General features: G+C 61.1%; 20 protein-coding genes. 8 read left to right on the top strand and 12 right to left on the bottom strand.

All coding sequences use genetic code 11. The annotated features are described in order from the left end of the window. Positions 1-44: 44 nt before the first annotated feature. The 7 genes from FHT29_RS30735 to FHT29_RS30705 form a co-directional block, all read right to left on the bottom strand. A complete protein-coding gene (locus tag FHT29_RS30735; protein ID WP_113118579.1) occupies positions 45-902 on the bottom strand; it encodes a transporter substrate-binding domain-containing protein in 858 nt (285 codons plus the stop codon). A 35-nt stretch (positions 903-937) separates the two neighbouring features. Beyond that, positions 938-1,705 carry an ATP-binding cassette domain-containing protein gene (locus FHT29_RS30730; RefSeq protein ID WP_092574278.1) on the bottom strand — a complete coding sequence of 256 codons (768 nt, stop codon included), beginning with the start codon at positions 1,703-1,705 and terminating at the stop codon, positions 938-940. Continuing rightward, a complete protein-coding gene (locus FHT29_RS30725) occupies positions 1,702-2,439 on the bottom strand; it encodes an ABC transporter permease (protein WP_168600882.1) in 738 nt (245 codons plus the stop codon). Before FHT29_RS30725 ends, FHT29_RS30730 begins: the two co-directional genes overlap by 4 nt. Next, positions 2,439-3,158 carry an ABC transporter permease subunit gene (locus FHT29_RS30720; protein ID WP_037191545.1) on the bottom strand — a complete coding sequence of 240 codons (720 nt, stop codon included), beginning with the start codon at positions 3,156-3,158 and terminating at the stop codon, positions 2,439-2,441. Before FHT29_RS30720 ends, FHT29_RS30725 begins: the two co-directional genes overlap by 1 nt. An 81-nt stretch (positions 3,159-3,239) precedes the next feature. Next, complete coding sequence (locus FHT29_RS30715) at positions 3,240-4,094, bottom strand: transporter substrate-binding domain-containing protein (protein ID WP_168600881.1); 855 nt, start codon at positions 4,092-4,094, stop codon at positions 3,240-3,242. Positions 4,095-4,158: 64 nt separating this feature from the next. After that, entirely contained in the window at positions 4,159-5,835 is a 1,677-nt protein-coding gene (locus FHT29_RS30710) for a M28 family peptidase (protein ID WP_168600880.1), read from the bottom strand. Beyond that, positions 5,828-7,252, bottom strand: a complete 1,425-nt coding sequence (locus FHT29_RS30705) for a M20 family metallopeptidase (protein WP_168600879.1) — start codon at positions 7,250-7,252, stop codon at positions 5,828-5,830. Before FHT29_RS30705 ends, FHT29_RS30710 begins: the two co-directional genes overlap by 8 nt. Before the next feature lie 179 nt (positions 7,253-7,431). Here FHT29_RS30705 and FHT29_RS30700 point away from each other — a divergent pair, with 179 nt between their 5' ends. Beyond that, positions 7,432-8,073: a GntR family transcriptional regulator gene (locus tag FHT29_RS30700; protein ID WP_037191551.1), complete on the top strand. Its 642-nt coding sequence runs from the start codon at positions 7,432-7,434 to the stop codon at positions 8,071-8,073. A 13-nt stretch (positions 8,074-8,086) separates the two neighbouring features. On the opposite strand, the gene FHT29_RS30695 is transcribed toward FHT29_RS30700, so the two are convergent. Further along, positions 8,087-8,500 carry a hypothetical protein gene (locus FHT29_RS30695; RefSeq protein WP_113108354.1) on the bottom strand — a complete coding sequence of 138 codons (414 nt, stop codon included), beginning with the start codon at positions 8,498-8,500 and terminating at the stop codon, positions 8,087-8,089. Positions 8,501-8,601: 101 nt separating this feature from the next. After that, entirely contained in the window at positions 8,602-9,645 is a 1,044-nt protein-coding gene (locus FHT29_RS30690; RefSeq protein WP_168600878.1) for a LacI family DNA-binding transcriptional regulator, read from the bottom strand. Between the two features lie 179 nt (positions 9,646-9,824). Here FHT29_RS30690 and ltnD point away from each other — a divergent pair, with 179 nt between their 5' ends. The 6 genes from ltnD (at position 9,825) to FHT29_RS30660 (ending at position 15,297) form a co-directional block, all read left to right on the top strand. Continuing rightward, positions 9,825-10,721 (top strand): L-threonate dehydrogenase, encoded by an 897-nt coding sequence (gene ltnD / locus FHT29_RS30685; protein ID WP_113102137.1) that lies wholly within the window; start codon positions 9,825-9,827, stop codon positions 10,719-10,721. Between the two features lie 3 nt (positions 10,722-10,724). Then, entirely contained in the window at positions 10,725-11,999 is a 1,275-nt protein-coding gene (gene otnK / locus FHT29_RS30680) for a 3-oxo-tetronate kinase (RefSeq protein ID WP_168600877.1), read from the top strand. Continuing rightward, positions 11,996-12,646 (top strand): 3-oxo-tetronate 4-phosphate decarboxylase, encoded by a 651-nt coding sequence (gene otnC, locus FHT29_RS30675; RefSeq protein ID WP_047555501.1) that lies wholly within the window; start codon positions 11,996-11,998, stop codon positions 12,644-12,646. Before otnK ends, otnC begins: the two co-directional genes overlap by 4 nt. 2 nt (positions 12,647-12,648) lie before the next feature. Then, entirely contained in the window at positions 12,649-13,413 is a 765-nt protein-coding gene (locus FHT29_RS30670) for a TIM barrel protein (protein WP_168600876.1), read from the top strand. A gap of 124 nt (positions 13,414-13,537) precedes the next feature. Then, the gene (gene denD, locus FHT29_RS30665; protein ID WP_168600875.1) at positions 13,538-14,524 is read left to right on the top strand and encodes a D-erythronate dehydrogenase; all 987 of its coding nucleotides are present in this window, start codon (positions 13,538-13,540) and stop codon (positions 14,522-14,524) included. Then, positions 14,521-15,297, top strand: a complete 777-nt coding sequence (locus tag FHT29_RS30660) for an SDR family oxidoreductase (protein ID WP_168600874.1) — start codon at positions 14,521-14,523, stop codon at positions 15,295-15,297. The genes denD and FHT29_RS30660 overlap by 4 nt, the downstream gene beginning before the upstream one ends. Before the next feature lie 12 nt (positions 15,298-15,309). Here FHT29_RS30660 and FHT29_RS30655 read toward each other — a convergent pair whose 3' ends face one another. The 3 genes from FHT29_RS30655 to FHT29_RS30645 all read right to left on the bottom strand — a co-directional run bounded on the left by FHT29_RS30655 (position 15,310) and on the right by FHT29_RS30645 (position 19,226). Then, positions 15,310-16,272: a trypsin-like peptidase domain-containing protein gene (locus FHT29_RS30655; RefSeq protein WP_168600873.1), complete on the bottom strand. Its 963-nt coding sequence runs from the start codon at positions 16,270-16,272 to the stop codon at positions 15,310-15,312. 154 nt (positions 16,273-16,426) lie between these two features. Further along, positions 16,427-18,010, bottom strand: coding sequence for a diguanylate cyclase (locus tag FHT29_RS30650; RefSeq protein ID WP_348644911.1), 1,584 nt, complete (start codon positions 18,008-18,010; stop codon positions 16,427-16,429). A gap of 139 nt (positions 18,011-18,149) precedes the next feature. Continuing rightward, positions 18,150-19,226 (bottom strand): LacI family DNA-binding transcriptional regulator, encoded by a 1,077-nt coding sequence (locus FHT29_RS30645; RefSeq protein WP_047555496.1) that lies wholly within the window; start codon positions 19,224-19,226, stop codon positions 18,150-18,152. A 220-nt stretch (positions 19,227-19,446) separates the two neighbouring features. Here FHT29_RS30645 and FHT29_RS30640 point away from each other — a divergent pair, with 220 nt between their 5' ends. After that, positions 19,447-20,400: a sugar phosphate isomerase/epimerase gene (locus FHT29_RS30640; protein WP_168595898.1), complete on the top strand. Its 954-nt coding sequence runs from the start codon at positions 19,447-19,449 to the stop codon at positions 20,398-20,400. Positions 20,401-20,436: the final 36 nt, after the last annotated feature.

Genomic DNA, 20,436 nt, shown 5'->3' with positions numbered 1-20,436 from the left:
TAACGGGCCGTCAGGTCCATCACATTCACCCCACCATGGAAGCCTCACTTCGGCGTGACGTCGAAGCCGAACCATTTCGCCGACAGCTTGGCGATCGTGCCATCGGCCTTGGCAGCCGCGATCGCATCATTGAACATCGCTTTCAGCTGCGTATCCTCCTTGCGCAAGCCGACGGAGCTGCCACGGCCGAGAAGACCGCCCTGGAAGCGCGGCCCGGCAACAATCATGTCCTCGTTGCCCGGCTTTGCCGCCGCCGTCGAGAGATAGGCCATCGACGCCATGATGATATCGACGCGACCGGCCTTCAGATCGAGATCGTGCTGCTCGGTGGTCTTGTATTCGCGGATATCGGCCACGCCCTTGAGGTATTTGTCGAGAAAGGTCGCTGCGATCGATGCCGTCTGCACACCGATCGTCTTGCCCTTGAGCATCGGCTCGAGCTGCTTTACCGCCGCAGCCGCTCCGGCCTCGTCCGTCGCCAGTGAAAAGACTTCGCCCTTCAGCGGCAGGCCGACAAGCGGGGAATCTTTCAGCGTCGCAAAAGTCTGGCCGGTCGTGCCGTAGGAATCGCTGAAGGCGATGACTTCCTCGCGCTTGGCGGTTGCCGACATGCCCGAAATGATGGCATCGAACTTGCCGGCATTGAGCGCGGGAATCATGCCGTCGAAGGGCTGGATGACGGTCGTGCATTCGACCTTCATATGGTCGCAGAAATATTTGATCAGCTCGATTTCATAGCCATCCAGGCTTCCGTCGGCCTTGGTGAAGTTCCATGGCCGGAAAGCGCCTTCGGTCGCAATCGTCACATGCGTCCATTTCTTTTCCTCGGCGCGCACGACCGTCGAGACGGCAAGTGTGGCGACCATCATCACGGCCGCGAGAATTCCGGTAAGGTATTTCATTATCGAGTTCCCCTTTTCTGATTGAGCTTGACTGGTCATTTGCTGATGAACTGGCGGAAGCGCTCGGAGCGCGAGCCGGCAAAGACATCCTGTGGCCTGCCGTCTTCCTCGACGACGCCCTTATGCAGGAAGATGACGCGGCTGGAGACATCACGCGCAAAGCCCATCTCATGCGTGACGACGAGCATGGTGCGCCCCTCTTCGGCCAGCGCCCGCATCACGCGCAGGACTTCCCCGACGAGCTCCGGATCGAGAGCAGAGGTCGGTTCGTCAAAGAGCATGACCTTCGGCCGCATGGCGAGCGCCCGCGCAATGGCGGCGCGCTGCTGCTGACCACCCGAAAGATGCCCCGGATAGAAGTCGCGCTTGTCGGCAATGCCGACCTTGGCAAGCAAGGCTTCCGCTTCCTCGACGCACTCGGCCCGCGAGCGCCGCTGAACGTGAATCGGCGCCTCGATGACATTTTCGAGGATGGTCTTGTGAGACCAGAGATTGAAGCTCTGGAACACCATTCCAAGCTGGGAGCGAATGCGATCGACCTGCCGGCCATCCGCCGGACGATGCGCACCGCGGGCGTTGCGCTGCATGCGGATCGTTTCGCCAGCCACCCTCACTTCGCCGGAATCGGGCATCTCCAGAAGGTTGATGCAGCGCAGGAAGGTGGATTTGCCCGAACCGGAAGAGCCGAGAATGGAGACGACGTCACCCTCGAGAGCATCGAGTGAAATGCCTTTCAGGACTTCGACCGGCCCGAAGCTCTTATGCATGTCGCGCACGCTGAGTGCGACTGGTATGGCGATCATTGCGGATCTCCTGCGGCAACTGCCTCGGTGGTGGAGCGGGTACTGGAGGGAGGGGGACGCAGATGCGGGCTCAACCTGTATTCGGCAAGCTGGATGAGACGCGTCAGCACGAAATTGATCAGAAGATAGATGGCGCCGGAGACGACGAAGACTTCGATCGCGCGATAGGTCTCCGAGATGATCTTGGCGGCAACACCGGTCACCTCCATCAGCGTAATGATCGAGGCAAGCGAGGTCGCCTTGACCATCGAGATCATCTCGTTGCCATAGCCCGGCGAGGCCTGACGAACGGCGAGCGGCAGCACGATGCGGCGAAACAGCATCATGCGATGCATGCCGCAGGCACGAGCGGCCTCGACCTGCCCGTGCGGTACCGAGAGCAGGGCGCCGCGAATGATCTCACTGGCATAGGCAGCGGTGTTCAAGGTCAATGCCAGGACCGCGCACCAATAGGGCTCGCGCAGGAATGGCCAGAGGATACTATGGCGTATGGCGGGAAACTGGCCGAGGCCATAGTAGATCAGGAAGATCTGAACCAGCAGCGGCGTACCGCGGAAGACGAAGACATAGAGGCGCGCGAACCAATCGAGGACGGCGATGCCGGAAAGACGCGCCAGCGCCAGCAGCAGCGCCAGGATGGCGCCGAGGCAGATCGATGTCACGGCAAGCTCGATCGTCAAAGGGAGCGCGCCGATGAGACTTACGAAGGTCTCTTCAAGGAATTGCCAATCCATCAGCGCCTCCTCACACCGCGCGACAAACGCCGCTCGGCCTGTTGAAGGATGAGGCTCGAAAGGGTCGAGATCATCAGGTAGATGACGCCGGCAATCAGGTAGAAATCGAATGGAAGCCCGGTCGAGCCGGCACCGACCTGGGCCTGGCGCAACAATTCGGCGACGCCGGTGATCGACACCAGCGCCGATTCCTTCAGGACGACCTGCCAGACATTGCCGAGGCCGGGAAGCGCATGCCGCAGCGTCAGCGGCGCAATGATGCGGCGCAGGCGCAAGCCGCGCGACATGCCGCAGGCAATAGCCGCCTCGATTTCACCGGGATGCACCGCCTTGAACCCGCCCCGCAGCACCTCCGTGAACTGGGCTCCCGAGGTGACGCCCACGGCAAGCGAGCCGGCAAGAAATCCGGGAAAACCAAGAAAGCCTTCCGCCCCGAAAAGCTTGCCGATCGCCGTGACGACGGCGCTTCCGCCGAAATAGAAGAGGTAAATGACCAGCAGATCGGGAATGCCGCGCAATACGGTCGTGTAGGCATCGGCCACCGTGCGCGCAAAGCGATTGCCGGCAATCTTCGCCCAGGCACCGAAGGTCCCGATGAAGGCGCCGACCGCATAGCCGGCAATCGCGACAAGGATGGTCATCCACGCCCCGGCGAGAAGGGCATGCCCCCAGCCGTCCGGGCCGAAGCCGGCAAGTTCGAATATGCCTGGCTGGTTCATGGTGCTGCCCGAGTGGAGCAGATTCTGGCAAATCGTATCATTGTCTAAGCCTCAGCTGGGGACGATGTCTCGCGAGGGCATTCAATTGGCGTCGAACGTCGGCGTAAGGTCGATCTTGCTCCATTTTTCCGAGAGCTGCTTGATCGTCCCATCCTTAGCGGCTTGCTTGATGGCCTCATCGAATTTGGCCTTCAGATCCGTTTCGCCCTTGCGCATGCCGAGCGCCACTTCCGTCGCAAGCATCGCGCCCTTGACCATCGGCCCCGACATCATCAGGTCCTCGTTGCCCGGTTTGCCCAGAACGGAGGTCTCATAGACGCCGCTGTCGAAACCGGCATCGACACGTCCTGCCTTCAAGTCGAGATCGCGCTCGCCGGAGCTCTTATAGGCACGCACGGTGACATCGGAACCGAAATAGGCGGTGATCAACTGTTCCTGGCTGGTCGACTGGACCACGCCGATCGTCTTGCCCTTCAAGGACTTGCCGATTTCAGCCATTACCGGATCGGCCTTGGCCTTGTCGTTCAGGTTCAGCCGTTCGCCCGTCATCGGCAGCGCGGAAACCGGGCCATCCTTCAAGAGGAAAAAGCTCGCGACGCCGCTGGCATAGGGAACGGTGAAGTCGACGACCTGCTTGCGCTTCTCGTTGATGCCGAGCGTCATGACAAGATCGAACTTGCCGGCATTGAGGCTCGGGATCATCGCATTCCATTCGCCGGCGATCAGCTCGCAGTCGACCTTGGCGCGGCTGCAGAGATTGTTGATCAGATCGACGTCGAAACCGGCAAGCTTGCCGCTAGAGTCCATCAGGTTCCAGGGCGGAAAAGCGCCCTCGATGCCGACTTTGACATGCGTCCAATCCTTGGCGCCGGCGGCAAGTGGAGCCAGAACGGCAATAGCCCCGAACACGGCGGCAAGCAGGCTTTTGTTCTTCATTTTCAGTTCCCTTTTTTACAGCCACTTTGCGCAGCCGGTTGTTAGATTCGGCGGCCTGTCGCGATCAGTCGTTCAGCGCCGATCCGAGCGCCGCATTGGCCTCTCTCAGCGCGTGAGCAACACGATTTCTGACCTGGCGCGCATGAACGGCATAGAAGGCCGTCTCCGGCGCCCCCTTCGGCAACGAGGCCAGCGCACGCAGCCCCTCCAGTGAAGGCCAGGCAGGGTGCGGCAGGGCGGAATCGTGGTGAAAGCGCTCGCCGCTCGTATAATTCAGCGGCACCAGATGGCGCGCGGCGCGCATCATCGAAGCATTGATGTGCTCCGCCCTGTCGACGGAGACATGGCCCGCCTCAAGAATGGCCTTCGCATTGGCGTTCAGCTCATCAACCGCCTTTACCAAAACGGAAATGTCGATCCGGCCCCCAAGCCCTGTCTGCAGGCGCGCGATCTGTTCACCGAGCGCTGCGGCATAGACGGTGTAGTCCAGCGGCAGGACGGGCGACGCCAAGAGCCGCCACAGGACCTCGAGGACGATTTGTGTGTCGCGGATCAGATTATCGGGGTCGATATGTGCGGCCGTGTCATGCGGCGTATGCCACCACCATCCGAGCGCCGTCAGCATCTTGACCGGACCGGGCGGCTGATGGCTGAGGCTGCCGAACATCGAGGGGATGCCGACGCCCCAGAAGGATTGATCCGCAGCCCGTCCATGCCTCCTGCCGGCATGCTTCTGCCCCGCGACACGTTCGATCACGTCCGAAGCGAGGGGCCGCAACTCGTCGATCACGCCGGAATTGGTGAGCACTGTTGCTCCCTCGCCGCCGGTGGAGTCGACATTCACATGAACGGCGCAACGGCGATCGAGATCGTCGAAATATTCGTCCGCATACCAGGCTGAGCCGGAATAACGGCCATGCGAATGGCCGGACCAGAAGCATATGCGCAGCCCTCGCCGCCAATCAGCCGCGTGAAGGGCAAGCAGGCGGGCAGCTTCCAACATCGTCGCATTGGCACCGCCATTGTCCATGACGCCGAAATGCCAGGTGTCGTGATGCCCAGAAAAGAGGACGAATGGCGCATCCTCGCCGGCCGGCTGAAGCTCAGCCAGCAGCAGCGGCGTCTTGCGCCACCCGGTATCCACCTCCGCCGTCAGCGTCGCCTGCACTTTTTCGCCGTTCGCAAGCCGCATGCGCAAGCGATCGCCGTCTTCCTTGGCTATGGTGCAGATGACCGTGGTCGGCAGATTGACCAGTGTATGCTGCGACGGGCTGCCCCAGACCGGCGACACGCACATTTCGTAGAGATGCTCGTTCGGACTGACATGAAGCTGGCCGAGAGCACCGGCAGCACTTGCAAGTGCTGCCACTTCCTCGGTCGCGATCCCATCCACCAGAAGAATTTTCCCGGTGACGTCCTTGCCCGCGAAATCCGCCTTACTACCTTCGCCGACATAGACGAGAACGCCGGTTACTCCGGCCGCGGATGTCGGCACCGACATGGAATGCGTGATGCAGCGGAGGCTCTTGCCGTCGATCTCCACTTTCGCCGCGCCAGGCAGACTGATGTAGGCGTCGTGCGACAAGAGCTGCGTGCGATAGCCATAGCTATCCATCTGCGCCTGAAGATAGCGAAAGCTTTCGAGCTCCTCAGGCGTCCCCGAGAGCTTCACCCGGCGGGCAAACTCTGTGATATGCGCCATCAGGCGCTCGCGATCGGGCTTCAGGGCCAGCTCAGCCATTGGCCGTCTCCGGGAGCGGCGGCTTGACGTCGTCCGGGATCGGATTGACGAAAGGCGTGCCCTCGAGCCGCGCCTTGTGGTCGGCCTTGGCGGCCTCGATGAGCTGCAGATTGCGGATGAGATCGGTAGCCGTGCTCGCCATCACCTTGGCTGCATGCTCGGTTCCCTTGTGCGCCACGGGCAACTTACCCTGGGCGACAAGCTGCCAGGAATGCCCCGGCGTGCCGATCGCATAAGTGGCGCCGCGCATCTGGACGGTCGGGACGACCCAGCTGACGGTTCCGACATCCGTGGAGCCGACCAGCGTGCCATCACCGGCATTCAGCGGAAAAATCTCCTCGCAAAGCGCTTGGCCCTTCTTCGGCTTCAGTGCGAAACGACCATAGGAGGCTGCGATATCCTCAGCACTGAAGGTCTGCTGGAATTTGCGCGCCGTCTCCCGGTCCTCGTCATCGAACACCGGCGGCCCAAGACGTTCGAGGTGAGAGAACATGCACTCCTCGAGCGGCGTGTTCCCGACCAGATTGGCATCGCCGCTGATGATCTCGCTGCGAACGGTCGTCTCGGTCATCAGCGCGGCGCCCTCCGCTACTTTCTTGACCCGCGCAACCAGCACCAGAAGCTCCGGCAAGGTCCGCGCGCGAATCAGATAGCGGACTGTCGCCCGCGCCTGCACGACATTCGGCGCCGCACCGCCCGCATCGGTGATGGCGTAATGAATACGCGCCGTCGAGGGCATGTGCTCACGCATGTAGTTGACGCCGACATTCATCAATTCGACGGCATCGAGCGCGCTGCGACCGAGATGAGGTGTGGCCGAGGCATGCGAGGCGCGGCCGGAGAAGTGGAAATTGATTTCATTGCAGGCGAGCGAGATCGGATTGTTGACGCCGGCAAAGGCTGCCGGATGCCAGGAAATCGCGATATCTACGTCATCGAAGACGCCAGCCCGCACCATGAAGCCCTTGGAAGAACCGCCTTCTTCGGCGGGGCAACCGTAATAGCGCACCCGGCCCTTCAGACCGTTTTCGGCAAGAAAATCCTTGACGGCGGCAGCCGCCAGCATCGATCCGGAGCCGAGCATGTTATGACCGCAACCATGGCCATTGCCGCCGCTGATCAAGGGGCGCTCTTCGGCGATCCCGGCCTCCTGGCTCAATCCCGGCAGCGCGTCGAATTCACCCAATATCGCGATGACAGGTCCACCCTCGCCTGCCTCTCCCATGACTGCTGTCGGCAAGCCGGCAAGTCCGCGCTCGACCCGGAAGCCCTCGCTCTCAAGCATGCGAGCATGTTCTTCGGCGGATTGATATTCGAGATAGTTCGTCTCTGGGATATCCCAAATCCGATCGCTGAGCGCAAAGAACGCCGCGCGTTTTCTCTCGACGATTTCCCAGACCGCATCAGAATTTTGCATGGACTTGCATCCGCCTCGTGTAATGGATATCAAATTGGCACCAATTTATGTGCCAATTGAAATGGGTGCGCAAGAGATGTGCATGAATATTTTTTCGGCAGGGACAACGGGCACGTCGTTGTTGATGAGCCGGAACCTATGATAGTCATCGCGGAAATCCGGAGGCTTGGGAGAGCTACATGAATTCGCTGGAAGCTGAAGCGACAGCGCGAGCAAAAGAGGCGGAGACGCCGGATGTGACCGAGCTCATTCTCCAGGATATCCTCGCCGGCAGGCTTCCGCCCGGAACATGGCTGAAGCAGATCGATCTCGAACGACGATACAACTGTACGCGGCCGGAAGTGCGCCGCGCGCTCGACAGGCTGGTGCAGAAGCGGCTGGTGGAGCATGTTCCCAATCGCGGCTATCATGTGCACGAGCAGGACGGGCGCCGCGCTCAGGAAGTCAGCGACATCCGCGTCATCCTCGAAACGGCGGTCAGCGACCGCATCGTCGCAAACGCCGGCGAGGACGATGTCGCGAATTTGCGGGCGCTCGCCTCGCGCTTCGACGAGCTGGTACTGACGGGCACCATGCTTGAGCTCTACGAAGCCAATCTTGCCTTTCACCGGCATTTGCTGGCGCTCGCCGGCAATCAGGAACTCGTCGAGCTGATCACGGAGATCCGGCAGCGGACGTCATCGGCGCCCGTATCGCAATGGCGCACCCGCGCCCGCATCGAGCAGTCGGGCCACGAACATCAGCTGATGGTCGACGCGATAGAGAAACGCGACGTGGACATGCTCAAGGAGCTGACGCGCAGGCATATACTGCAGGCGTAAACAGCCCAGGGCCCTATTTGACGGCGAAACCGACCGACTCCATCGGCTTGCCGTCGACAGAGAATTCGATCTTGTATGTCCCGACCGGCCAGCCACTGTTCGGCTTGGTCAACGCGGAATCGACGTGATTGATTATCGATGTGATGTCGAGATTGACCTCATCGATCTTGTAGTTCGGTGGAGCGGCGCCTCCGGAATCGACGGAAATCCAGGCGATGTTCACCTTGCTTCCGGCGGGGACGTCCTCGGTGAGGTCAGCCGAAACAAAGATTTTCGGTGTATCCGGGGCAAAGCTATCCTGCGTCGTGTCGGCATCTTTCTCCGTCGAGACGATAATGTTCTCAAAGCCGGCGGCCCATACGCTTGATGAAACGGCTGTCATGGCAGTGAAGGTAAGGGCAAAAAGCAATTGTTGGGGGCGATGCATTCTCAAATATCCTCGGTTTGAGAAGATGGATGTAGTGCCAATATCACCATCGATCTAACAAAGGCTGAAACAACAACCGCGCCGGACCCACATGATGCTGGTCATGAACGCAAGCGCGCGATCTCCGGCTCGTCCGGCGCATCATTGTAGCCGTCAATTCCTGTAATTACCGGCTTGAACACAACCGTTTTCTGGCGGGCATCCTGAGCACCCGCCACCGCCTGACGGACCAGCTGCGCCGCAATCTCACCCATGGCGCGCCTTGGCGAACGAGAGGTCGCGATCGGCGCCGGCAGGGAGTTGACGAGATCCAGCCCGTTGAAGCCTGCAATCAGGATCTTTTCGGGTACAGCAACCCCCAGCTCCATGCAGGCGAACAATCCGCCGCTCGCCATATCGTCGTTGGAATAATAAATGCAATCGAGATCGGGAACGGCCGCGAGCATGGCGAGCGTCAGCCGCTTCCCCAAGGCGATCGAGGAAAAGGCGTCATCGACCGACTGGTTTACGAAGTGCAGGCCGTACGAGTGCAACACCCGCTCGAAGCCGGCCTTGCGCTTGCCCGCGCGCAGATCCTTCTCGAGTGCGCTGCCGACATAGCCGAACCGTCTGCGGCCGGCCCCAACGAGCGCCCTTGCCATGTCCTCACCCGCCCCGCCATGCGATAGCCCGACATTGAGATCGATGGGCGTGCCATCTAGATCCATGAGCTGGATGACCGGAATATTCGCGTGCTGTAGCAATTTCACGGTCTCCTCCGGCTGATCCAGACCGGTAACGATGATGGCGCAAGGCTGCCAGGAGAGCATGTCGCGGATGATGTCGCGCTCCTTGGCGACGTCATAGTCGGATATGCCGAACACGGCCTGCATGCCGGAGCCATCCAGCCCGGCGGAAATGCCGGCCAGAACTTCGGGAAAAACGATGTTCGACATGCTGGGCACGACGACGGCGACCAGATTGGTACGCTGAGAGGAAAGCGAGAGCGCCAGCCGGTTGCCCACATAGCTCATCCGCGTCGCCGCCTCGATGACCCTCTCACGGGTTTCCTTGGAGACATCGGCGGAACCGCGAAGGGCGCGCGACGCCGTCATTTTGCTGACGCCTGCCTCGATCGCGACTTCTTCCAGAGTGGGTTTGTGCATTCCCAAGCAGCCCTCGATGACAAGCCGCACCTTGGCTGGCGCCGCTCTTCTTCATAGGATGTTTCAACCAAAATGCAAACTGCCGTCCCTTGACAATCAGAAGGGAAATTGACCATGGTATCGATACCGGTACCGGTAACATCATTGATATTTGCAGAGGTAGCGCCGTGCAGGACGCAATGAAGACAGCCGTCATCGGGCTGGGATCGATGGGTTGGGGCGCAGCGATATCGCTTCTCAAAGCAGGTTTTGCTGTCCAAGGATGCGATGTTCGCAGCGATGTCCTCACGCGCTTCACGGAAGCGGGCGGGGACGCCTGCACCACGCCGGCCTCGGCGGTGGACACGGCCGATGTCGTCCTCATCTACGTCATCAACAGTAAGCAGGTCGAAGACGTTCTCTTCGGGCAGAACGGTGCGCTGGAGACCGCGCGCCCCTCGACTGTCTTTCTGCTTTGCACGACCATGGCGCCAAGCGCCACGACGGCCATTGCCGAAAGATTGGAAGCAGCCGGCATGCAGGTCATCGATGCACCGGTTTCCGGAGGCCATGTTCGCGCGCTGGCGGGCGAGATCACCGTCATGGCATCCGGCCCGCAAGAGGCCTTCGACCGGGCATCCGCCGTCCTCGACGCCATTTCGGCAAAGGTGTTCCGCCTGGGGGATCGGCCCGGCGCCGGTTCCCAGGTGAAAATGATCAATCAGCTTCTCGCAGGCGTGCACATTGCGGCAACCGCCGAAGCCATGACGCTTGCCGCCAAGGCGGGCATCGACCTGAAGACGCTTTATGAGGTGATCCGCGTTTCGGCGGGCTCGTCATGGATGTTCGAGAACCGGGGCGAACACATCGTTTCGGGTGATTACACCCCACGCTCGGCGGTCAACATCTTCGTCAAGGACCTTGGCATCGTCGCCTCCGAAGCCGAAAGGGCGGGAGCCCTCACGCCGCTTACAGCAACCGCACTCAGCCTCTTCGTTGAGGCTTCCGAAGCAGGTCTCGGCCTCGAGGATGACGCTGCCGTCGCAAAGATCCTCGCCCGCAAGAGCGGCGCCATCCTGCCGGGCATGGAGGGCTAGAGGATGGCACTCCTGCTCGGCTGCATCGCCGATGATTTTACCGGGGCGACGGACCTTGCCGCGCTGCTCTCACGCAGCGGGCTGCCGGTGTCGCTGCGGATCGGCGTGCCGCAGAGGAAACGCGACGACACCGATGCAGCCGTCATCGAAGTCATCGCCCTGAAATGCCGGACAGCGCCGGTCCAGACTGCCGTGGAGCAAGCGCGACAGGCGCTGGAATGGCTGAAAGACGCGGGCGCGACCCGATTCTTCTGGAAATACTGCTCGACCTTCGACAGCACCCCGGAGGGCAATATCGGTCCGATCGCGGAAATGCTGATGGCAGAGATCGGCGTCCGGCAAACGATCTACTGCCCGGCCTTTCCCGAAAACGGCCGCAACATATTCATGGGCCATCTGTTCGTCGGCGAGCAGCTGCTTTCGGAAAGCTCAATGAAGGACCATCCGTTGACGCCGATGCGCGATTCGAGCCTGGTGCGGCTTCTGGCGCCACAGGTGCGCGGCACGGTCGGTCTTGCCAACCGCATCGCGGTTTCCGCGGGGCCGGCGACGCTGAAAGCGAGACTGCGAAAGCTCACGGAAGACGGTGTACAGCATGTGATCGTCGATGCCGTTTGCGACGATGACCTGCGCACGATCGCCACCGCCACGGTCGATTTTCTCCTGTTGACCGGCGGCAGCGCGATCGCCGGCCAGCTTCCGCGGCTGTACATGGAGCAGGGCCTTGCGGCGCCACCCAAGGTCCGCCAAACATTGCCAAACGTCGCGGGCGGCCAGATCGTCCTGTCGGGAAGCTGCTCTGCCATGACACGCAAACAAGTCGCCGACTATGCAGGGCGCAGTATCAGCTTGAGGCTTGACCCTCTCGCCCTTGCGGAACAAGGTGCGGCGGCAGCCTGCCGGTGGCTGCAGAAGCAACCCGCCGACGCTGCGAAAATCATCTACGCCACCGCCGAACCCGACGACGTGCGCCGGGCGCAGGAGCGATTGGGGCGAGACAATGCGGGCCAAGTGGTCGAACAAGCGCTTTCAGAGCTCGCGCAGGAAGCCTTCCGCCTCGGCACACGCCGCTTCGTCGTTGCCGGCGGTGAGACATCAGGTGCGATCACCCAGGCGCTCGGGGTTACCCATCTGACGATCGGCCCGGAAATAGCACCCGGCGTTCCCTGGACCTTCGCGGAGGTGGAGGGCGAGACGATTGCACTTGCGCTGAAATCGGGCAATTTCGGCGGCGAGACCTTCTTCGCGGATGCCTTTACCCGGCTGGAGACGGCATGAGCGAGGAAGCCAAGCTGCGCGAGCAGATATGCCAGATGGCCAAATCGCTCTACGACAGGGGCCTGACCGCGGGCTCGTCCGGAAATATCTCCGCCCGTCTCAGCGATGGGCGCCTGCTGGTGACGCCGACAGGCAGTTCCTTCGGCCGCTTGGATCCTTCACGCTTGTCTCTGTTCGACGCCAATGGACGCCTGATCGGCGGAGACAAGCCGACGAAGGAAATGCCGCTGCATGCCGCCTTCTACGAGACAAGACCGGAGAAGACAGGTGCCGTCGTGCATCTCCATTCCAGCCATTCGGTCGCGCTGTCTGTTTTGCCCGATATCGATAGCGACAATATGCTGCCGCCGCTCACGGCCTATTCGATCATGAAGCTCGGCAAGGTGAAACTCCTGCCCTATTTCATGCCCGGTGATCCCGCCATGGGCGATGCGATCCGTGGCCTTGCCGGCAAACGCAGCGCCGTGATGCTGGCGGCACACGGACCGGTCGTCTCGGCAAAGGATCTGGAAGCGGCGATCTATGCCATCGAGGAGTTGGAAGAGACGGCAAAACTTGCCATCCTGACGCGAGGGGCCAATCCCTCCCTGCTGACCGACGCACAAATTGCCGATCTGGTTCGCACCTATGATGTGGAGTGGGACTGAACATGCTGCGCTTTTCCGCCAATCTCGGCTTCCTTTGGCAGGAGCTTTCGCTTCCCGACGCGATCCGGGCCGCCAAGGCAGCCGGCTTCGATGCGGTGGAATGCCATTATCCCTATGACATTTCGGCCGAAGCCGTGCGTCAGGCGCTCACCGAAACCGGTCTTCCCATGCTTGGTCTCAACACGACACGCGGACGCGTCGAGGACGGCGACAATGGGCTGGCGGCCTTGCCGGGGCGTGAGGAGGAGGCACGCCGGGCGATCGATCAGGCATTCGACTACGCCTCCGCCATCGGCACGCGAAACGTGCATGTAATGGCCGGAAAGAGCAATGGCGAAGAAGGGCGCAGCACCTTTATTCACAATCTGCGCTATGCCTGCGAGCGTGCAGACAAGGTCGGAGCGAACGTGCTGATTGAGCCGCTGAACCACCGCGATGCACCGGGATACTTCCTGCAGACGATGGAGCAGGCGCTCGGCATCATCTCCGCGGTCGGAGCGCAGAACATCAAGCTGATGTTCGATTGCTATCATATCCAGATCATGCAGGGCGACTTGACGCATAGACTGCAAGAGCATCTGGACGCCATCGGCCACATTCAGATCGCGGCCGTCCCGGACCGGCGTGAACCGGATCACGGAGAAATCGACTACCGCTATATCCTGCGCTTTATCGAAAAGCTCGGTTATGACAGGCCCATCGGGGCCGAATATCGGCCGGCAACCACTACGGAAGCTGGCCTGGCCTGGCTACAGGCGTATCGATGAGAGCAGCAATTCATATCTGAACCGTTTTGACCGCCGTCGATTGGGCCGAAGCAAGGGGATTGGCGAGGAGAAGGCGGCAACTATCTTTGAAGACCGACGCCAGTCCTTGGGAGGAAGAGCCGAAATGCATGTATTGATATTGGGCGCCGCGGGCATGATCGGCCGCAAGCTTGTCGACAGGATCGCAGCCGAGCCGAAGACTCTCGGACAGTCGATCGATCGCTTGACGCTCGCGGATGCGGTGCAGCCGCCGGTGCCGGAGGCTCTCAAGGACGTTTCGAAGGCTGTCACGGTGGATCTCGCGAATGCCGGCATCGCAGACAAGCTCATCGAAGACCGTCCCGATGTCATTTTCCATCTTGCCGCCATCGTCTCGGGCGAAGCGGAAGCGGACTTCGATAAGGGCTACACCGTCAACCTTGATGGCACACGGGCACTGTTCGAGGCCATCCGGCAGCAGGGACTGAAGACTGCGTACACACCGCGCGTGATCTTTGCGTCGTCCATCGCCGTATTCGGCACGCCTTTCCCCGAAATTATCGGCGACGAATTCCTGACGGCACCGCTTACAAGCTACGGCACGCAGAAAGCGATCGCCGAGCTGCTGCTCGCCGACTATTCCAGGCGCGGCATTTTCGACGGCATTGGCATCAGGCTGCCCACCATCTGTGTCCGCCCCGGCACCCCGAACAAGGCCGCCTCAGGCTTCTTCTCGAACATCCTGCGCGAGCCGCTGGTCGGCAAGGAGGCCATTCTGCCGGTTAGCGATACGGTGCGGCATTGGTTTGCCAGCCCACGCTCCGCAGTCGGCTTCTTTGTACATGCCGCAACGCTCGATACTGCGAAGATCGGGCCGCGACGCAATCTCACCATGCCTGGACTGTCGGCGCTGGTTTCCGATGAAATCGACGCGCTGCGTCGGGTGGCCGGCGACAAGGCTGTCGCCCTTATCCGGCGGGAACCCGATCCGGTGATCGAGCGGATCGTCGCCGGCTGGGCAACGCAGTTCGATGCGCAAAGGGCTCGCGATCTCGGCTTCAAGGCGGAACAGAGCTTCGACGAGATCTTGCAGGTGCATATCGAGGATGAACTGGGCGGGAGGCTTGCATGAGCGAGGTTTCATCCAGCACACACAATGGAATAGCATTGGTGACCGGCGGCGGCACGGGTCTCGGGCGCGCCATGGCGAAAGCGCTCGGTGCAGCCGGCTACAAGGTCGTGATCTCCGGGCGGCGGACGGATGTTCTTGAAAAATCCGCCAAGGAGCTTACGGAGGAGACCGGCGCGGAATTTTTCGCGGTTGCTGCCGATGTCAGCGATCCGGTATCCGTCCGCGCCCTTTTCGATGCCATTTCCAGCCGATACGGCCGCCTCGATCTTCTGGTCAACAATGCCGGCATGGGCCTGCCCGCAGTTCCGATGGAGGAACTGACCTTCGAACAGTGGAACGCCATCGTCGGAGCGAATTTGACCGGCGCATTCCTCTGCACGCAGCAGGCCTTCCGGCTGATGAAGAACCAGGTGCCGCACGGCGGCCGCATCATCAACAACGGTTCGATTTCGGCGACGACGCCGCGCCCGCTTTCAGCACCCTATACGGCCACGAAGCACGCCATCACGGGCCTGACGAAATCGACGGCGCTCGATGGCCGGCCTTTCGACATCGCCTGCGGCCAGATCGATATTGGCAATGCCGCAACCGACATGACGGCACGAATGAGCGCCGGCGTGCTGCAGGCGAATGGGGAAATCGCCGCAGAGCCGACGATTTCGGCCGAGCACGTGGCGCGCGCCGTTGTCTACATGGCCACCTTGCCGCTGGATGCCAACGTGCTTTCGATGACCGTCATGGCGACGAAAATGCCATTGGTCGGCAGAGGGTAGCAATCGGCGACCCTATGTTGCCGGGCGAGCCGACGGCTTCACTTGCCGTCGCTCAATCAGGCCGCCGACGCTGAAGATCAGAACCTCGATCTCGGTATCGATCTTATCGCCATCAAGCAGCCTGACGACATCATCTATGCCTGACACGGCATAGTCATCGATGGCGAGCAGATAGTCGCCCTCCTGCAAGCCACCCTTTTCGGCCGGGCTGTCCTTTTCGACGCGGCGCAGGCGCACGGCGGTCGAGTGCGTGACGCCGGCTTCCAGGGCAATACGGCGATGCAGTTCCACCGTGTCGGCAGCAATGCCAATATAGGCGCGCCTGACATGACCGAACCGCAGGATCTCGGACACGACATGCTTCGCCGTATTCGAGGCGACCGAAAAGGCGATACTCTGGGCGCCCTGGATGACAGCGGTGTTGACGCCGATCACCTCGCCCGCCGAGGACACCAGCGGGCCGCCCGAATTACCCGGATTGAGCGCTGCATCCGTCTGGATGATGTCTTCCATCAGCCGGCCACTGGCCGCGCGCATCGACCTGCCGAGCGCCGACACGATACCGGCCGTGACGGTCCATTCGAAGCCGAGCGGATTGCCGATGGCAATCGCGATATGACCGCGCTTCAGCGTCTTGGAATCGCCGAGCCTTGCCCATGCACCGGGCCAGTCATTGGCGCGGATCAGCGCAAGGTCGGTGTCCGGATCGCGGCCAAGCACCCTGCCCTCGATGGTCGCGCCCTCGGGCGTCTTGATGCGCACGGCTTTCGCGTCGTCGACGACATGGTTGTTGGTGACGACGAGACCATCCGGCGAGATGGCGAAGCCGGAACCATGCCCGGCGCGGCCGCCCAACCGCTCGATCCGGCTGACAGCCGGTCCGACGACATCGACGGCGCTCGATACCGATTGAGAATAAGCATCCAGCAGCCCGGCATCAGATGACGGCTGGATGTCGCGATCAATGAATCCCATAAAAAACTCCTGCGACGCGGACGCGCGTCGCTACGAGGACCGGCAGCAACTGTGAAAAAGCGAGAGGCTGTCAGTTCGACAGATTGAAACAGTTGATAATCAGATGAGGGGTCGCCGGGCCAAGTTCAAGAGCCGCGCGCAAGCGCCGCCAGCCTCACCTTCGACGTCTCGGAACATTGCGATGTCGATAGCTGTCGGACGCCATCTGCCAGGTATTCCGCCCATTGGCTTTCGCCCTGTAGAGGGCGTGGTCGGCCTCCAGAACGAGGGCTTGCCCATCCTGACCCTCCGCAGGTGCCGCCGAAACACCGACACTGATGCCGATATCGACCGGGACACCTTCGATGAGGAAGGATGACTTGAAGGCAGCGATGCAGCCCTGTGCCAGCTCGGCCACATCTCCCTCGTCAGCCTCCATAAGGATGGCGAATTCGTCGCCACCCAGCCGCGCCACCATATGACCCCTCGCCGCCCCTCGCAGGCGCTCGGCGACCATCTTGAGCACATCGTCACCCGCGGCGTGCCCGAAGGTGTCGTTGACCGGCTTGAAGCCATCGAGATCGAGGCAGAAAACGGCGACACGCTTTCCATCATTCGCTCTCAACGCTTCGCCAAGGGCCTTGTAGAAGCACATCCGGTTTGGCAATCCAGTCAGCATATCGTGCGCGGCGAGACGGTTGGCTTCCGCTTCAGCGAGAATCCGGTCGCTGACATCGGCAATGGTCAGCAGAAGACGGCGTTCCTTGCCTTCGTGCAGCACGCGAACATAGATGAGCACGTGACGCTCGGTGCCATCAGCTATTCTCTGCCGCCAGACCGTTCTGGCCTCGCAGTCGCCTCCGAGTTCGAGAAGCGCTCTTGCAAACCGATCGGCCTCGCTTTCGACATGCATGTTGGATGCTCTCCAGGAAAGCAATGCCTCTTTCCCGAAGCCGTAGAAATCCAGCGCGGCCCGGTTCGCCTGCAGGATTTGAAGGCTGCTGCCGTCGCACAGGAGCATGGGCATCGGATTGGCGTCGAACAGCTGGCGCAGCCATTCCTCGCGCTGTTTCAAATCGGTGATGTCTACCCGCGTGCCGATGGCGCCGCCATCGGGGGTACGTCGATCGTCATGCCGCAGCCACCGTCCGTCGCGCAGTTGCTGCTCTTCCTGTGAAACGGGCTGGTGAAATTTCCGCATGCGCTGTCGCAGCCAGGCATCCTTGTCTTCGACAACCTCCCGCATTCGGTTGCTCGCAAGGCTCACCTTCAATATGTCCTCGAAAGCGACGCCGGGTTTCAGATGATCCGCGATGTCCGGGTAGAGTTCCGCATATCTCTCATTCCAGAGAACGTAACGGTCGTTTGCGTCGAAAACGCAAACAGCCTCCGGCAGCATCTCGATGACGTATCGAAGACGCAGGTTCGCCTCGCGTGCCGCGAAAGCCGCCTGCCGCTCTTCGCTCTCCGGTTCGACAAGAACCGCAGTCATCACGTCAGAGGCCGATTGCCAGGTGATGACTTTGACATGACAGTCTCGCCGATGGCGATTGCCGGCCACGACAAGCGGCTGTGCTGGGGCGGCGGCCAACGGCCAGTCAGGCAGCAGATCCGAGATGACGGCGGCGAAAGGCTGGTCTCCAAGGCCAAAGAAATCACGAGCTTCGGCATTCGCCGAGACGATGGCACCTGTGGTGTCGATCACAAGTGCCGCCATCGGACAGGCTTCAAGGAATGCGACGATTTCCGCGCCCAGCATCTTATCCAGTACAGGCCTTTCGAAGTTAGCATCTATACCTGATTGTAAGACCTGATGGTAAAAGAATATCCTAAGCTGGATTCCGATATCTCGCCCCTCAAATATCGGCGATTTACGCGTGGGGAGCGAGATGCGGCCGTCAGATACTCGGCCGCGCCGGACCGAAGCTTTCACGCCGAATGAGCTTGCTCGAGATGACGTGACGTGTCGCCGCTCCCCTTTCCGGCGCATCGATCCGTTCCATCAGCAAGCTCACAGCCAGCTGCCCCATCTCCTCGACCGGCTGCTCGATCGTCGAAAGCGGAGGAGAGGAATATTCGCATACCGGTGCGCCGTCGAACGACACGATGGAAAGATCCGCCGGAATTTTCCAGCCCATTCGTTGGACGCAACTCATGAATGAAATAGCCATGTCGTCGCTCGTGGCAATGACGGCGGTCGGCTTCTGCTTGAGATCGGCAAATTCGGCGGCCGCAGCGACGCCGATCTGGAAACCGTGCTGATAATCGAGGGTGCCTCCGGACCTGATGACCGCCTTTTCGGACAGTCCTGCCTCGGCGAGCGCTTCGAGAACGCCAAGATAACGCTCGTTGTCGTGGTAGTTGCCCACCGGCCCGGCAAGATAAAGAAACCGCCTATGGCCGAGAGCGATCAGTTCGCTCGTCGCATCCCGAACGGACTGCCGATCATTGGTGACCACGCTCGGCAGGGCCGCGTGGCTCATGTCGAACAGGAGCGAGACGATCGGCAGGGCCGAATCCTTGAGCGACCGGCCGCCATCGACGGGCAGATCGGAGGAGAGAATGATGGCGCCGCGAACCGTGCCGCCGAAGGCCAGATCGAGGATGTGACGCTCCGAGGTCTCGTCGCGATCGAGGTTCGCGATCATCAGATGGTAGCCATTCTGGCTCAGGGACCGGTTGATGCCCTGCAGGACCTGCGGAATGACCTGCGAGACGCCATAGTAGAGCGAACCCGGCAGGACAATCATGACGACGTTGGATTTGCCGACGCGAAGACCTCGGGCCATGGCATTCGGTGTATAGCCGAGCTGCTTGGCAGCGGCATCGATCTTGGCGCGCGTCTTCTCGTTCACCCGACCCGGATTGGCCAGCGCCCGACTGACCGTCGAGATGGCGACCCCCGCCAGCCGGGCGACATCCGCCATCAAAGGTCCCGAATGCTCCTCCACGAGCAGATCCTTGTTATTTTTCACTTTTTTAGGTCCTTCCCGATGCCTGCTGCGCGGGATGCTACGGCAATCCCAGAGGTTTAGCAAACGATTGCCAAAAACTGCTTGCATATAAAAACGACTTGTCTACTATCTAGGCACGGCAAACGATTGCCAGTTGTAGTGCATTGAAATCATTATGGATTATTTGCCGTGGAGCAAAGCTCCGCGAACGATCTTCCATGCCTTAGGAACGGATAGTCTCATGACCTCAACGGAACGGCTTCGCTTTGGCGTCGATCTCGTCACTTTCTTCCACCCCGGATTTTGGGGCGTTGGAGATTATGACGGCATCATCGCCCTGTCACGCAGCGAGCCGCGCGCGTTTTGGGACAAGATTCTCGATGCCGTGCAAGCCTCCGGCGTCACAGGCGTGGAGCTTACCTTCTCGCCGTTCAACTGGCAGGATGCGACAAAGACCTATGGCTCGGTCGAAGCCTTCGCCGCCGAGCTTTCCAAGCGTGGGCTGACACTGGCGAGCGGCTTTTTTGCCGAGCTCGAAGCCGCCGGCGATTTTACCGAAGCATCCGCGCAAGCCGCCATCATCGACAAGGCCGAGAAATACGCCGAGTTCCTCAAGGCCTGCGGCAGCGACATCATGGTCATCGGCGCGCCGCTTCGCCAGACGCTTGGCGCCCAGCCGACACGATTCTTCGATTTCGAGCAGGCGCGCAAGATTGCCGATTTCCTCAACCGCCTCGGCGCCACCCTCTACACCAAGGGCGTGCGGCTGGCCCTCCACACCGAGGCGCACTCGATCTTTGCAGCCGCGCGCGATGTCGATCTGCTGATGCTGCTGACGGATCCGGCCTACGTGCATATCTGCCCGGACACGGCGCATATCATCGTTGCCGGCTCCGATCCGCTGCAGCTTGTCGACCGCCACCATGAGCGCGTCATCATCGCCCACTGGAAGGACGCGCTCGGGCCGATGCCCGCCGACACGCCGATCGACGAGCATATCCACGATCGCCATCGCCCCTATTTCTGCGGCTTCGGCCTTGGCCGCGTCGACTGGCCAGGCTGGGCCAGGCTCCTGCGCGACCGTGGATATCAAGGCTGGGCCATTCTCGAGCTCGACGCTGCGCCCGATCCGGTCGCCGACATCGCAAACGGGTTGACGCTCGTACAGCAGGCGCTTCTGCCGATCTATCGATGATGCCAATGATCTGAAGACCAAACGGCCCCGCCAAGA

Origin of the sequence: Rhizobium sp. SG741 (assembly GCF_012275435.1) — a bacterium.
In the GTDB taxonomy this organism is placed as follows: Bacteria; Pseudomonadota; Alphaproteobacteria; order Rhizobiales; family Rhizobiaceae; genus Rhizobium; species Rhizobium lusitanum.
The sequence above is the reverse complement of the archived record's forward strand: the minus strand, read 5'-3'. Positions and strand labels throughout refer to the sequence as shown.

Coding starts and splice junctions, on each gene's coding strand:
- FHT29_RS30735 (WP_113118579.1), bottom strand. CDS start 902: ATGAAATACCTTACCGGAATTCTCGCGGCCGTGATGATGGTCGCCACA.
- FHT29_RS30730 (WP_092574278.1), bottom strand. CDS start 1,705: ATGATCGCCATACCAGTCGCACTCAGCGTGCGCGACATGCATAAGAGC.
- FHT29_RS30725 (WP_168600882.1), bottom strand. CDS start 2,439: ATGGATTGGCAATTCCTTGAAGAGACCTTCGTAAGTCTCATCGGCGCG.
- FHT29_RS30720 (WP_037191545.1), bottom strand. CDS start 3,158: ATGAACCAGCCAGGCATATTCGAACTTGCCGGCTTCGGCCCGGACGGC.
- FHT29_RS30715 (WP_168600881.1), bottom strand. CDS start 4,094: ATGAAGAACAAAAGCCTGCTTGCCGCCGTGTTCGGGGCTATTGCCGTT.
- FHT29_RS30710 (WP_168600880.1), bottom strand. CDS start 5,835: ATGGCTGAGCTGGCCCTGAAGCCCGATCGCGAGCGCCTGATGGCGCAT.
- FHT29_RS30705 (WP_168600879.1), bottom strand. CDS start 7,252: ATGCAAAATTCTGATGCGGTCTGGGAAATCGTCGAGAGAAAACGCGCG.
- FHT29_RS30700 (WP_037191551.1), top strand. CDS start 7,432: ATGAATTCGCTGGAAGCTGAAGCGACAGCGCGAGCAAAAGAGGCGGAG.
- FHT29_RS30695 (WP_113108354.1), bottom strand. CDS start 8,500: ATGCATCGCCCCCAACAATTGCTTTTTGCCCTTACCTTCACTGCCATG.
- FHT29_RS30690 (WP_168600878.1), bottom strand. CDS start 9,645: ATGCACAAACCCACTCTGGAAGAAGTCGCGATCGAGGCAGGCGTCAGC.
- ltnD (WP_113102137.1), top strand. CDS start 9,825: ATGAAGACAGCCGTCATCGGGCTGGGATCGATGGGTTGGGGCGCAGCG.
- otnK (WP_168600877.1), top strand. CDS start 10,725: ATGGCACTCCTGCTCGGCTGCATCGCCGATGATTTTACCGGGGCGACG.
- otnC (WP_047555501.1), top strand. CDS start 11,996: ATGAGCGAGGAAGCCAAGCTGCGCGAGCAGATATGCCAGATGGCCAAA.
- FHT29_RS30670 (WP_168600876.1), top strand. CDS start 12,649: ATGCTGCGCTTTTCCGCCAATCTCGGCTTCCTTTGGCAGGAGCTTTCG.
- denD (WP_168600875.1), top strand. CDS start 13,538: ATGCATGTATTGATATTGGGCGCCGCGGGCATGATCGGCCGCAAGCTT.
- FHT29_RS30660 (WP_168600874.1), top strand. CDS start 14,521: ATGAGCGAGGTTTCATCCAGCACACACAATGGAATAGCATTGGTGACC.
- FHT29_RS30655 (WP_168600873.1), bottom strand. CDS start 16,272: ATGGGATTCATTGATCGCGACATCCAGCCGTCATCTGATGCCGGGCTG.
- FHT29_RS30650 (WP_348644911.1), bottom strand. CDS start 18,010: ATGCTGGGCGCGGAAATCGTCGCATTCCTTGAAGCCTGTCCGATGGCG.
- FHT29_RS30640 (WP_168595898.1), top strand. CDS start 19,447: ATGACCTCAACGGAACGGCTTCGCTTTGGCGTCGATCTCGTCACTTTC.